We start from the raw sequence: 11,943 nt of genomic DNA, 5'->3' as shown, positions 1-11,943 counted from the left end.
TTCGGGGGATGCGGGAAATGGGTCTGGCGACGCGGTCGCTCAGAGTACCTGCAGCAGCTCGACGTCGAACACCAGCGCGGAATTCGGCGGAATCGCGCCAGGCGAGCCGTTGCGGCCGTAGGCGAGCTCGGCCGGAATCCAGAAGCGGTACTTGGCACCCACCGGCATCAGCTGCAGACCCTCGGTCCAGCCGGCGATGACCTGGTTGAGGCCGAAGGTGGCCGGATCGTTGCGCTTGTAGGAGCTGTCGAACACGGTGCCGTCGAGCAGCGTGCCCTGGTAATGCACGCGCACCCGCGAGTCGGCCATCGGCCGCTGGCCCGAGCCCTGGCGCAGCACCATGTACTGCAGCCCCGATGCGGTGCTCACCACGCCCTTGACGGCCTTGTTGGTGGCGAGGAACGCCGCGCCCTCGGCGGCGCCCTTCTGCGCCGCGGCCTCGGATTCCAGGCGCATGCGTTCCTGCATGCGCTTGCCGAAGGCTTCGCGCAGCGATGCCTGTTCGGCCTCGGGAATCACCGGCGTGCCGCCGTCGAGCATGACCGCCAGGCCCTGTTCGAACATGGCGAGGTCGACCTCGTCCTTGATCGGCGCCAGCGAGCGGCCGACGTCGGCGCCGACCAGCAGGCCCACCTTGTCCTTGGCCACCTTGGGCGGCTCCGTGCCCGGGGCGACGCCCTGCATCGGCTGGCCGCTGCGCACGGCGACGCGCTGCATCAGCGCCGGGCCGATTTCGGCGGCCTCGGCTTCGGTCACCAGCGGCTTGCCGCCGGCGAACGCGTTGTCGATGGCGCGGCGGAACGCGGCGCGGTCGAGATCGGGGCCGACCTGTTCGATCGAGCGACCGACGTCCATGCCGATCAGATAGCTGTTCTTCTCGCGCTCGTTCGACGGCACGGTCTTCTCCTGGGCGTGTGCGGGTGCCTGTGACAGCACCGCGGCAATGGACAGCGCAGCCAGGCCGCGCAGCATGGAATTCATCCGGGGAAACTCCTGGGGACTTTGGCGCGCAACGCGCGACACGAAGCCCCCATTGTCACGGCCCGGGGCCGCCCGGGCAATCTCCCGGATGCCGCGGACGGACCCCTGTCGTCAGTTGGGGGGCCGGGGCTTCGGCGGTGCTTGACGGCACGTGACCTGGTGTTATAGTTACATACAACACCGACTACCCAGAGCAGGACGTTCGCCATGAACCGCAAGCTCCGCGACACCCTGATCGCCCTGTCCACCTCCGGCCTGTTGCTGGTCGTCGGCCTGCTGGCGGGCAATCCGCAACCCGTCGACCCCCATCGCTCCGCGTCCGCAAAGCTCGCCGATGCCGCCCACTGGACGGAAGGTGCCGATACCGGCGCCGACGCCCTGCTGCCGGGCCTGCGACACGAAGCGCCGCGCCGGCGCGCCTCCGGTCATCGCAAGTTCGCGCTGCCCTACTTTTCGTTCGCGCAGAACACGCGCCGCGGCAGGAGCTGAACCATGACCGCCATCCAATGGAGCGACGGCGCTCCCATCTACCGCCAGCTGAAGGAAAAGGTCATCGCCATGATGCTCGACGGCCTGCTCAAGCCCGGCGACGCGCTGCCTTCGGTGCGCCAGGTCGCCGCCGAATACCAGCTCAACCCGATCACGGTCTCGCGCGCCTACCAGGAGCTCGCCGACGAAGCGCTTGTCGAAAAACGCAGGGGACTTGGCATGTACGTCACCGAAGAAGCGTCAAAGAAGCTGCTGAAAAACGAACGCGAACGCTTCCTCACGGAAGAGTGGCCGCTGGTCCTGGAGCGGATCCAGCGCCTCGGCCTCGCCGCCAGCGACCTGCTGCCCCAGGGAGACAACGCATGAATGCCGTCGACACACCTGTCATCGAAGCCCGCGGCCTGCGCAAGTCCTACCGCGGCAAGCCGGCGCTGGACGGCACCAGCTTCAGCGTCGCCCCCGGCCGCATCGTCGGCCTGATCGGTCCCAACGGCGCCGGCAAGACCACCGCCCTCAAGGCGATGCTCGGCCTGGTCGGGTTCGAGGGCGACCTCAAGGTCCTCGGGCGTGACCCGCGCCACGACCGCGACGCGCTCATGAACGACGTCTGCTTCATCGCCGACGTCGCCGTGCTGCCGCGCTGGATGCGCGTGCGCGAGGCCATCGCCTTCGTCGAGGGCGTGCACCCGCGCTTCGACCGCGCCCGCTGCGAGCGCTTCCTGGCCAACACCAAGCTCGACCCGAAGATGCGGGTGCGCGAGATGTCCAAGGGCATGATCGTGCAGCTGCACTTGGCCCTGGTGATGGCGATCGACGCGCGCCTGCTGGTGCTCGACGAGCCCACGCTCGGCCTCGACATCCTCTACCGCAAGGAGTTCTACCAGCGCCTGCTGGAGGACTACTTCGACGAGGAGAAGACCATCATCGTCACCACCCACCAGGTGGAGGAGATCGAGCACATCCTCACCGACGTGCTGTTCATCCGCGACGGCCGGATCGTCGTGGACGCGCCGATGGACGCGCTCGCCGAGCGCTTCACCGAGGTGCTGGTGGATGCCGGGCAGCTTGACGCCGCGCGCGCCGTCGCCCCCATCGAGGAGCGCGCCCTGCCCTTCGGCAAGACGGTGATGCTCTTCGACGGCGTCCCGCGCGCTTCGCTCACCGCCTTTGGCGAGACCCGCACCCCCGGCCTGGCCGACCTGTTCGTGGCCACCATGAAAGGAACCTACGCATGAACGCCCACGCCGACACCCTGCCGGTGGCGCGCACCCCGGCCCATCGCACCCATCGTTTCGCCCTGCTGCTGCGCCGCGAGTTCTGGGAGCACAAGGGCGGGTTCCTCTGGGCGCCGTTCATCGCCGGCGCGATCTCGCTGCTGCTGACGATGGTGTTCATCGTCATCGCCCACGTCGCCGCGAACCGGACCTCGTCCGACGCAAGGATCATGCTCGACGACGGGTCCTCGATGTCGATCAACGGCCTGGACCTTGGCGTCCTGACATCGCAATTGAGCGCGCAGGACAAGCTGCAGCTCGCCAACGGCATCGACGTGACCATGCTGCTGTCGTCCAGCTGGCCGTTCATCGTGCTGGCGTTCGTGATGTTCTTCTACTGCCTGGGCGCGCTGTACGACGAGCGCAAGGACCGCAGCGTGCTGTTCTGGAAGTCGCTGCCGGTGTCGGATGGCGAGACGGTGCTGTCGAAGGTCGTCAGCGTGGCGCTGGTGGCGCCGCTGCTGGCCACGCTGGCCGCGATCGCCACGATGCTCGCCTTCCTCGCCATGCTGAGCGTGGTGGTGATGTTCCACGGCGGCAACGCCTGGGAGCTGATCTGGGGCCCGGGCAGTCCCGCCCTGATCGCGGTCCAGCTGCTGGCGGCAATCCCGGTCTACGCGGTGTGGGCGCTGCCGACCATCGGCTGGCTGATGCTGTGCTCCGTGTGGTCGCGCAGCAAGCCGTTCCTGTGGGCGCTGATGGTCCCGGTCCTGTCCGGCACCTTTGTCTCCATGTTCGGCGTGATGCGCCTGTTCAACGCCGACGCCAGCTGGTTCTGGGGCCACGTGGTGGCACGCATGCTGCTGGGCGTGGTGCCGCTCACGCCGATGGATATCGCCCGGCTGGACGGCGCGGATCTCGACGGCCCCGGCGGCATGTCGCTGCTGCTCGGCGTGCCCCAGGTGTATTCCAACCTGCTGTCACCCTCGATGTGGATCGGCGCCGCGGCCGGCATCGCGATGCTGTACGCCGCCACCCGCCTGCGCCGCTGGCGCGACGACGGCTGATCGACGGCCGCTACGCCCTCATTCGTTGCCGTGGATGCCGCCACGGGTGAGGGCCAGCGGATCGAGCAGCGCGCGCAGGCGCGCTTCCGGCAAGCCGGTGGCCTCCACAGCCACCTCAAGCACGGGCCTGCCCTCGCGGTAGGCCTGTTTTGCGATGGCCGCGGCCTTTTCATACCCGATCACCGGGTTGAGGGCGGTCACCAGGATGGGATTGCGGCCAAGGGCGGCATCGACCACTTCGCGACGCACCTTGAGCCCGGCGATGCTGCGATCCGCCAGCAGCCGCGACACGTTGGCCAGCAGCCCGATCGACTCCAGCAGGTTGCTCGCCACCAGCGGCAGGGTGACGTTCAGCTGGAAGTTGCCGGTCTGCCCGGCAATCGAGATCGCGACGTGATGGCCCATCACCTGCGCGCAGACCATCACCGTCGCTTCGGCGAGCACCGGGTTGACCTTGCCGGGCATGATCGAGCTGCCCGGCTGCAGCGCCGGCAGCTCGATCTCGCCAAGCCCGGCCAGCGGCCCGGCATTCATCCAGCGCAGGTCGTTGGCGATCTTCATCAGCGCCACCGCCAGCGCGTTGAGCTGGCCGGACAGCTCCACCGCGTCGTCCTGGGACGCGATGCCCTCGAACTTGTCGGCGGCGGACTCGAACCTGGTCTTCGTCGCCTGCGACAGGGCCTTGGCCATCTCGCGCCCGAAGCGCGGATCGGCGTTGATGCCGGTGCCGATCGCGGTGCCGCCAATGGGCAGCCGGCGCAGGCGTGCGAGGCAATCCTTCAGCCGCGCCTCCGCGGACGCGAGCTGCGCCGACCAGGCGCCGAATTCCTGCGCGAAGGTCAGCGGCATGGCGTCCATGAGGTGCGTGCGCCCGGTCTTGACGACCTTGCCGAGCGCCCGGCCGCGCCGGTCTATCGTGCGCCGCAGGTGCACCACCGCCGGCAGCAGGTCCTCCACCACCGCCAGCTGCGCGGCCACACGCAGCGCGGTCGGGATCACGTCATTGGAACTCTGACCGAGGTTCACCTGGTCGTTGGCGTGCACGGCGCGTCCGAGCGCGCGCCCGGCCAGGGTGGCGATCACCTCGTTGGCATTCATGTTCGACGAGGTGCCGGAGCCGGTCTGGTAGATGTCGACCGGAAAATGCGCGTCGTGGGCGCCTGCGGCGACCTCTTTCGCGGCGCGCGCGATACCGCGGGCGATGCCCTTCGGCAGCAGGCCGAAGCCGGCATTCACCTCCGCCGCGGCGCCCTTGACCAGGCCGAGCGCGCGGATGAAGCCGCGCGGCATCGGCCGTCCGCTGATCGGGAAATTGTCGACCGCGCGCTGCGTCTGCGCGCCCCACAGGGCGTCGGCGGGCACCTGCAGCTCGCCCATGCTGTCGTGCTCGGTCCTGGTCTCGTGTCGCGCCATGGTGGTGACCCGCTGCCGGTGTGGTCGCGCGAGCATACGCCGCGCCTCGCGATGCCCGCGTCCAGCACACGCCGTGCTGCAGGGCCGCGGAGCGGCGCGGCGGGTAGAATGTGCGCCCTCGCCCGCTTGCAGCCGCCATGCCCGCCCTCGACCCCCTGCTTGCCCTGTCCCCGCTCGACGGCCGCTATGCCGGCAAGGTCGACGCGCTGCGTCCGATCTTCTCCGAGTTCGGTCTGATCCACGCCCGCGTGCGGGTCGAAGTGGAGTGGCTGCTGGCGCTGGCCGCCGAGCCGGGCATCACCGAGCTGCCTGCGTTCGATGCCGCCGCGGCCGCGCGCCTGCGCGCGCTGGCCGACGGGTTCTCGGTCACCGACGCCGCGCGGGTCAAGGACATCGAACGCACCACCAACCACGACGTCAAGGCGGTCGAATACTTCATCAAGGAGCGTCTCGGCGACGACGCCACGCTGGGCCCGGCGCTCGAGTTCGTGCATTTCGCCTGCACCAGCGAGGACATCAACAACCTGTCCTACGCGCTGATGCTGCGCCAGGCCCGCAGCGACGTGCTGCTGCCGGCGCTGGCCGCGGTCACCGCCACCCTGCGCGACATGGCCCACGCCCACGCCGACCTGCCGATGCTGTCGCGCACCCACGGCCAGACCGCGTCACCGACCACGGTGGGCAAGGAACTGGCGAACGTCGTGGCGCGCCTCGACCGCCAGGCGGCGCAGCTGGCGGCGGTGTCCCTGAGCGGCAAGGCCAACGGCGCGGTCGGCAACTACAACGCGCACGTGGCGGCCTACCCCGACGTCGACTGGCCCGCGTTCTCGCGCCGCTTCGTGGAATCGCTGGGGCTGGACTTCAACCCGTACACCACGCAGATCGAGCCGCACGACTGCATCGCCGAGATCGCCGACGCGCAGAAGCGCATCGCCACCATCTGCATCGACCTGTGCCGGGACGTATGGGGCTACATCTCGCTCGGCTACTTCAAGCAGGCGGTGAAGGCCGGGGAAGTCGGCAGCTCGACCATGCCGCACAAGGTCAACCCGATCGATTTCGAGAACGCCGAGGGCAACTTCGGCATCAGCGTGGCGCTGCTGGAGCACTTCGCCGCCAAGCTGCCGGTCAGCCGCTGGCAGCGCGACCTCACCGATTCCACGGTGCTGCGCGCGCTGGGCACCGCGTTCGGCCATGCACTGGTCGGATTCGACGCCCTCGGCCGCGGCCTTGGCAAGCTCAGCGCCAATCCCGAGCGCCTCGCCGCCGACCTCGATGGCGCCTGGGAAGTGCTGGCCGAAGCCGTGCAGACGGTCATGCGCCGCCATGGCCTTCCCAGCCCCTACGAACAACTCAAGGAGCTGACCCGCGGCCAGGGGATCAATGCCGCGTCGATGCGCGCGTTCATCGCCAGCCTCGACCTGCCCGAAGACGACCGCCGCCGCCTGCTCGACATGACCCCGGGCAGCTACACCGGCCTTGCCGCCGACCAGGCGCGCGCGGTCTGAACCCGACCGCACGCCCCGCCTCCACGGAGCCCGCACACATGGCCGCATCCCGCGCCAAACCCCTCCCTTTCGAAGTCCAGGGCAAGCCCGGACGCCTGCTGGGCATGACCCCGCGCGCGTTCCTGCGCGACTACTGGCAGAAACGCCCGCTGCTGATTCGCGGCGCGTTCCCCGGCTACACCTCGCCGGTCGAGCCCGACGACCTCGCCGGGCTGGCCTGCGAGGACGGCGTGCTCGCGCGCCTGATCCAGCACGACCGCGCCAATGACGGCTGGACCGTGCGCAGCGGACCTTTCCCCGAAGAACTGTTCCCCGGCCTCGGCGATCGCGACTGGACCCTGCTGGTGCAGGACATGGACAAGTGGGATCCGGACATCGCCGCGCTGGTCGATGCCTTCGATTTCCTGCCGCGCTGGCGGATCGACGACGTGATGGTCAGCTTCGCCGCCACCGGCGGCTCGGTCGGCGCGCACGTCGACCAGTACGACGTATTCCTGCTGCAGGCCCAGGGCCATCGCCGCTGGCAGATCGACGCCGGCGACGCGATGGGCCACGGCGTGCCGGCGATGGCATTCCGCGACGACGTCGAGTTGAAGCTGCTGCGCGAGTTCGTGCCCACCCATGACTGGGTGCTGGCACCCGGCGACATGCTCTACCTGCCGCCGAACGTGCCGCACAACGGCGTGGCCGAAGATCCCTGCCTGACCTTCTCGCTCGGCATGCGCGCGCCGGCCACCGCCGAGCTGATGGGGGATTACATCGATACCCTCGCCGCCGAGGCCGACGAGTCGCTGCGCTACACCGATCCCGACCTTGCCCCGCCGCGTGACGCCAACGAGATCGACGCCACGGCGATGGGACGCGTGGTCGAGGCGCTGAACGCGATCCGCATGGCCGACGCCGATGCGCTCGGCGACTGGTTCGGGCGCTTCATCACCACCTACCGCAGCGCGGCAGGCCCGGGCCTGCCCGAGTCGCCTGCGCGCTCGCGGATCGAGGTGGAATGGGACCTGCAGCAGGGTGCGGTGCTGGTGCGCCATCCGTGGACGCGCGTCGCATGGCGGCGCGCCAGGCGCGGCGCCAGCCTCTATGTCGCCGGACACTGCCACGCGCTGCCGGTGCGCGACGCGCAGCGCCTGTCCGCGGCCGCGGTGCTCGACGCCACCACCTACGCTGCATTGTCCGAGGCCGCGCGCGACTGCGTCATGGCGCTGGTCACCGAAGGGCATTACCGCCTGGACATGGACGATGACGGGGACACGCCTTGAGCGGGACATCGATATTCCGCGTCGACATCGTCGGCTGGGATGACGCCGGCGCCGCGCTCTCGGGCGTCCGCAGCACCGTATTCGTCGACGAACTGGGCATTGCCGCGGAGCTCGAGAACGATGGCCAGGACGCGCGCTGCTGGCATGTGCAGGCGCGCGACCAGCACGGCTGCACCATCGGTGCGGGGCGGCTGGACCCGGATGGCCGGATCGGGCGCATGGCCGTCCTCCCCGCGTGGCGCGACCGCGGCGTGGGCAACGCCATGCTGCAGGCGCTGCTCCGCCAGGCGCGCAGCGCCGGGCGCGGCGACGTGTTCCTGCACGCCCAGGTCGATGCGGCGCCGTTCTACCAGCGCAACGGCTTCACGGCCGAGGGCCCGCGCTTCACCGAGGCCGGCATCACGCATCAGACCATGCGCCTGGCGTTCGACCACGCGCAGTCGATCAGCGATCGTGAGGGAGCCGTGGCGATCACCTCGGTGCTGGTGGCTTCGGCGCGCCGGCGCCTGCGCATCCTCACCCGCGCGCTCGACCCCGGGCTGTACGACGACCCGCGCGTGCTGGCCGCGCTGCGCAGCCTGGCCACCGGCACCAGCGGCGTCGAGGTGCAGGTGCTGCTGTTCGATGCCGGGGCCGCGCAGCGCGCCCATTCCCCGCTGCTCGCCTTGGCCCAGCGCCTGCCGAGCGTGTTCGCGTTCCGCGAGCTCGAGGATCCGGTGGACCGCGCCCGTGCCGATGCGTTCATCGTCAACGACGCCGGCGGCTACTACCACCGCGGACTGGGCCACCGCTTCGACGGCGAGGCGCAACGCGAAGGCGCGGGCCGTGCCCGCCAGCTGGCCGAAGCCTTCGACCCGGTGTGGGAACGCTCGCGACCCTGCGGCGAGTTGCGCGCGCTGGGGCTCTGAAGACAGATGCCGCCAGCATGGTCGAACGCGTTGCCAGCGTTGGCAATGGAACGGTCGGACCCAACGCGTGATGCGCCGCGGCAGCCGCTGCGGCTATAATTGCCGTCCTTCACATGCCCTGCGCCATTACCGCACCACATGGTGCGTGCCAGGCGCGGCCAATCCCCCGAAAAGAGCCTGACAAGACCAGACGTGGACAGTCTACTGAAGCAGTTTGCGCAGTCCTCCCAGCTTGGCGCCAATGCCGCCTATATCGAGGACCTGTACGAGCAGTATCTCGTGGACCCCGACGTCGTCGGCGACAAATGGAAGGCCTGGTTCGACGCCTTCAAGGGGCGTGAGGCGGGGGACATCCCCCACTCGGTGGTGATCGACGCGGTCGCCCGCGCCGGCCGCGAGGCCGCCGCCGGCACGCACAGCGTCGCCAGCCCGGTCGACATGGAGGCGCAGCGCAAGCAGGGTTCGGTGCTCAAGCTGATCACCGCGTACCGCTCGCGCGGCCACCTGCGCGCCGAGACCGATCCGCTGGCGATGGCCACCAAGCCGGAAGCACCTGATCTCGAGCTGCCGTTCCACGGCCTGTCCGACGCCGACCTCGACACCGAGTTCGCCACCGGCCCGGGCGGCAACGCCACCAGCACCTTCGGCGGCGCGGCGCGGATGCGCCTGCGCGACCTGCTGGGCATGCTGCGCGCGACCTATACCGGCCCGATCGGCGCCGAGTTCATGCACATCCCGGAAGCCGACCAGCGGCGCTGGATGTACGAGCGCATGGAAACCGCCAGTGGCCGCTTCAACCATGCCGCCGACGAGCAGCGCCGGATCCTCGAGCGCCTGACCGCGGCCGAGGGCCTTGAACGCTACCTGCACACCAAGTACGTCGGCCAGAAGCGCTTCTCGCTGGAAGGCGGCGACTCGCTCATCCCGCTGCTCGACACCGTGATCCAGAACGCCGGGTCCGACGGCGTCAAGGACGTGGTGATCGGCATGGCCCACCGCGGCCGCCTCAACGTGCTGGTCAATACGCTCGGCAAGAGCCCGCGCAAGCTGTTCGACGAGTTCGAAGGCAAGTTCGAGCACCACGACCGCGCCCACGCCGGCGACGTGAAGTACCACATGGGCTTCTCCGCCGACGTGGTCACGCCCGGTGGCCCGGTGCACCTCGCGCTGGCGTTCAATCCTTCGCACCTCGAGATCGTCGACCCGGTGGTTGCCGGCTCGGTGCGCTCGCGCCAGGAGCGCCGTGGCGACACCGCGCGCAAGCAGGTGATGCCCATCCTGATCCACGGCGACGCGGCGTTTGCCGGCCAGGGCGTGGTGATGGAGCTGTTCCAGATGTCGCAGGCGCGCGGTTTCGCCGTCGGCGGCACCCTGCACATCGTCATCAACAACCAGGTCGGCTTCACCACCAGCCACCGCGAGGACGCGCGCTCCACGCTGTACTGCACCGACGTCGCCAAGATGATCGGCGCGCCGGTGCTGCACGTGAACGCCGACGACCCGGAAGCGGTCGCGTTCGCCGCGCGCCTGGCCTACGACTTCCGCCAGCAGTTCAGCAAGGACGTGGTGATCGACCTCGTCTGCTACCGCCGCTGGGGCCACAACGAGGCCGACGAGCCCGCCATCACCCAGCCGGTGATGTACCAGGTGATCCGCAAGCACAAGACCACCCGCGAGCTGTATGCCGCGCGCCTCGAGGCCGAGGGCGTGCTGCCGGCCGACGGCGGCAAGGCGCTGGTGGACGGTTTCCGCGACCGGCTCGATGCCGGCGAAGTCACGACCGAACTCGCACCGGTCGAGAAGACCCCGCCGGGCAGCGCGATGTTCGTCGACTGGGGCAAGTACCTGGCCGGCGCGCTGTCGGACGAGATCAGCACCGCGATCGACGGCGAGCGCCTGCGCACGCTGGCCGCGTCCATCACCACGATCCCGGACGAGGTGGAGCTGCATTCGCGCGTCGCCAAGGTGTACGAAGAGCGCCGCAAGATGGCCGCTGGCGAAGTGCCCGCGGACTGGGGCTTCGCCGAGAACCTCGCCTACGCCACCATCCTCGACGAAGGCTACGGGCTGCGCCTGGTGGGCCAGGACGTCGGCCGCGGCACGTTCACACACCGCCACGCGATCCTCCACGACCAGAAGACCGACGCGTACTACCTGCCGCTGGCCAAGCTGGCCACGTCGCCGGAGCGCGCCAGGATCATCGACTCGCTGCTCAGCGAAGAAGCGGTCATGGCCTACGAGTACGGTTTCTCCACCACCGACCCCAACACCCTGTGCATCTGGGAAGGGCAGTTCGGCGACTTCGCCAACGGCGCGCAGGTGGTGATCGACCAGTTCATCGCCTCCGGCGAAGCCAAGTGGGGCCGCATCACCGGCCTGACCCTGCTGCTGCCGCACGGCTACGAAGGCCAGGGCCCCGAGCACAGCTCGGCGCGCCTCGAGCGCTTCCTGCAGCTGTGCGCGCTCGACAACATGCTGGTCTGCGTGCCGTCCACGCCGGCGCAGGCGTTCCACATGCTGCGCCGCCAGATGCTCATGACCACGCGCAAGCCGCTGGTGGTGATGTCGCCGAAGTCGCTGCTGCGCCACAAGCTCGCGGTATCGACGCTCGACGAGATGGCGGGCGGCGAGTTCCAGCACCTCATCGGCGATGCCGCCGCCAAGCCGGCCAAGACGAAGCGCGTGGTGCTGTGCTCGGGCAAGGTCTACTACGACCTGATCGAGGACCAGGCCAAGCGCGGCCAGGACGATGTCGCCATCGTCCGCGTCGAGCAGCTGTATCCGTTCCCGCGCGTCGCGCTGGGCGCGGAACTGGAAAAGTACGGCAAGGCCACCACCGTGGTCTGGTGCCAGGAAGAGCCGCAGAACCAGGGCGCGTGGTACCAGATCCGCCACCACCTGCAGGCGTGCCTGGCATCCGGCCAGGAGCTGCACTACGCCGGACGCCCGCGTTCGCCGTCGCCGGCCGCCGGACACTTCGCCGACCATGTGGTCGAGCAGCAGAAGCTGGTCGCCGACGCCCTCATCGAACCCGCCGGCAGCGTTTTCGCAGCCGACTGACCCCCCTACACGCCACACGCCAAGACCAGGACGCA

10 protein-coding genes are annotated in these 11,943 nt (G+C 69.5%); 8 read left to right on the top strand and 2 right to left on the bottom strand.

Annotated elements, in window-relative coordinates; translation table 11 throughout:
- Nucleotides 1-39 precede the first annotated feature (39 nt).
- Entirely contained in the window at nucleotides 40-981 is a 942-nt protein-coding gene (locus JHB91_RS02560) for an FKBP-type peptidyl-prolyl cis-trans isomerase (protein WP_199471253.1), read from the bottom strand.
- Between the two features lie 207 nt (nucleotides 982-1,188).
- Here JHB91_RS02560 and JHB91_RS02555 point away from each other — a divergent pair, with 207 nt between their 5' ends.
- The 4 genes from JHB91_RS02555 to JHB91_RS02540 are packed head-to-tail and all read left to right on the top strand — an operon-like array spanning nucleotide 1,189 to nucleotide 3,751.
- Entirely contained in the window at nucleotides 1,189-1,470 is a 282-nt protein-coding gene (locus tag JHB91_RS02555) for a hypothetical protein (protein ID WP_199471252.1), read from the top strand.
- Nucleotides 1,471-1,473: 3 nt separating this feature from the next.
- The gene (locus JHB91_RS02550; protein ID WP_199372737.1) at nucleotides 1,474-1,836 is read left to right on the top strand and encodes a GntR family transcriptional regulator; all 363 of its coding nucleotides are present in this window, start codon (nucleotides 1,474-1,476) and stop codon (nucleotides 1,834-1,836) included.
- Nucleotides 1,833-2,705 carry an ABC transporter ATP-binding protein gene (locus JHB91_RS02545; RefSeq protein WP_199372738.1) on the top strand — a complete coding sequence of 291 codons (873 nt, stop codon included), beginning with the start codon at nucleotides 1,833-1,835 and terminating at the stop codon, nucleotides 2,703-2,705. The genes JHB91_RS02550 and JHB91_RS02545 overlap by 4 nt, the downstream gene beginning before the upstream one ends.
- Entirely contained in the window at nucleotides 2,702-3,751 is a 1,050-nt protein-coding gene (locus JHB91_RS02540) for a hypothetical protein (RefSeq protein WP_233348004.1), read from the top strand. The genes JHB91_RS02545 and JHB91_RS02540 overlap by 4 nt, the downstream gene beginning before the upstream one ends.
- Before the next feature lie 18 nt (nucleotides 3,752-3,769).
- On the opposite strand, the gene JHB91_RS02535 is transcribed toward JHB91_RS02540, so the two are convergent.
- Complete coding sequence (locus JHB91_RS02535; RefSeq protein ID WP_199472628.1) at nucleotides 3,770-5,164, bottom strand: class II fumarate hydratase; 1,395 nt, start codon at nucleotides 5,162-5,164, stop codon at nucleotides 3,770-3,772.
- Nucleotides 5,165-5,301: 137 nt separating this feature from the next.
- On the opposite strand from JHB91_RS02535, the gene purB reads away from it, so the two are divergent.
- The 4 genes from purB to JHB91_RS02515 all read left to right on the top strand — a co-directional run bounded on the left by purB (nucleotide 5,302) and on the right by JHB91_RS02515 (nucleotide 11,908).
- Nucleotides 5,302-6,672 carry an adenylosuccinate lyase gene (gene purB, locus JHB91_RS02530; RefSeq protein WP_199471251.1) on the top strand — a complete coding sequence of 457 codons (1,371 nt, stop codon included), beginning with the start codon at nucleotides 5,302-5,304 and terminating at the stop codon, nucleotides 6,670-6,672.
- Nucleotides 6,673-6,710: 38 nt separating this feature from the next.
- The gene (locus JHB91_RS02525) at nucleotides 6,711-7,940 is read left to right on the top strand and encodes a cupin domain-containing protein (RefSeq protein WP_199471249.1); all 1,230 of its coding nucleotides are present in this window, start codon (nucleotides 6,711-6,713) and stop codon (nucleotides 7,938-7,940) included.
- A complete protein-coding gene (locus tag JHB91_RS02520) occupies nucleotides 7,937-8,848 on the top strand; it encodes a GNAT family N-acetyltransferase (protein ID WP_199471247.1) in 912 nt (303 codons plus the stop codon). The genes JHB91_RS02525 and JHB91_RS02520 overlap by 4 nt, the downstream gene beginning before the upstream one ends.
- A 192-nt stretch (nucleotides 8,849-9,040) precedes the next feature.
- A complete protein-coding gene (locus JHB91_RS02515; RefSeq protein ID WP_199471245.1) occupies nucleotides 9,041-11,908 on the top strand; it encodes a 2-oxoglutarate dehydrogenase E1 component in 2,868 nt (955 codons plus the stop codon).
- The last annotated feature ends 35 nt before the right edge of the window (nucleotides 11,909-11,943 follow it).

It is taken from the genome of Luteimonas sp. MC1828, assembly GCF_016461615.1.
Lineage (GTDB): Bacteria > Pseudomonadota > Gammaproteobacteria > Xanthomonadales > Xanthomonadaceae > Luteimonas.
Note: the sequence above shows the minus strand (reverse complement) of the source record. Positions and strands in the feature narration are given on the sequence as shown.

Coding starts and splice junctions, on each gene's coding strand:
- JHB91_RS02560 (WP_199471253.1), bottom strand. CDS start 981: ATGAATTCCATGCTGCGCGGCCTGGCTGCGCTGTCCATTGCCGCGGTG.
- JHB91_RS02555 (WP_199471252.1), top strand. CDS start 1,189: ATGAACCGCAAGCTCCGCGACACCCTGATCGCCCTGTCCACCTCCGGC.
- JHB91_RS02550 (WP_199372737.1), top strand. CDS start 1,474: ATGACCGCCATCCAATGGAGCGACGGCGCTCCCATCTACCGCCAGCTG.
- JHB91_RS02545 (WP_199372738.1), top strand. CDS start 1,833: ATGAATGCCGTCGACACACCTGTCATCGAAGCCCGCGGCCTGCGCAAG.
- JHB91_RS02540 (WP_233348004.1), top strand. CDS start 2,702: ATGAACGCCCACGCCGACACCCTGCCGGTGGCGCGCACCCCGGCCCAT.
- JHB91_RS02535 (WP_199472628.1), bottom strand. CDS start 5,164: ATGGCGCGACACGAGACCAGGACCGAGCACGACAGCATGGGCGAGCTG.
- purB (WP_199471251.1), top strand. CDS start 5,302: ATGCCCGCCCTCGACCCCCTGCTTGCCCTGTCCCCGCTCGACGGCCGC.
- JHB91_RS02525 (WP_199471249.1), top strand. CDS start 6,711: ATGGCCGCATCCCGCGCCAAACCCCTCCCTTTCGAAGTCCAGGGCAAG.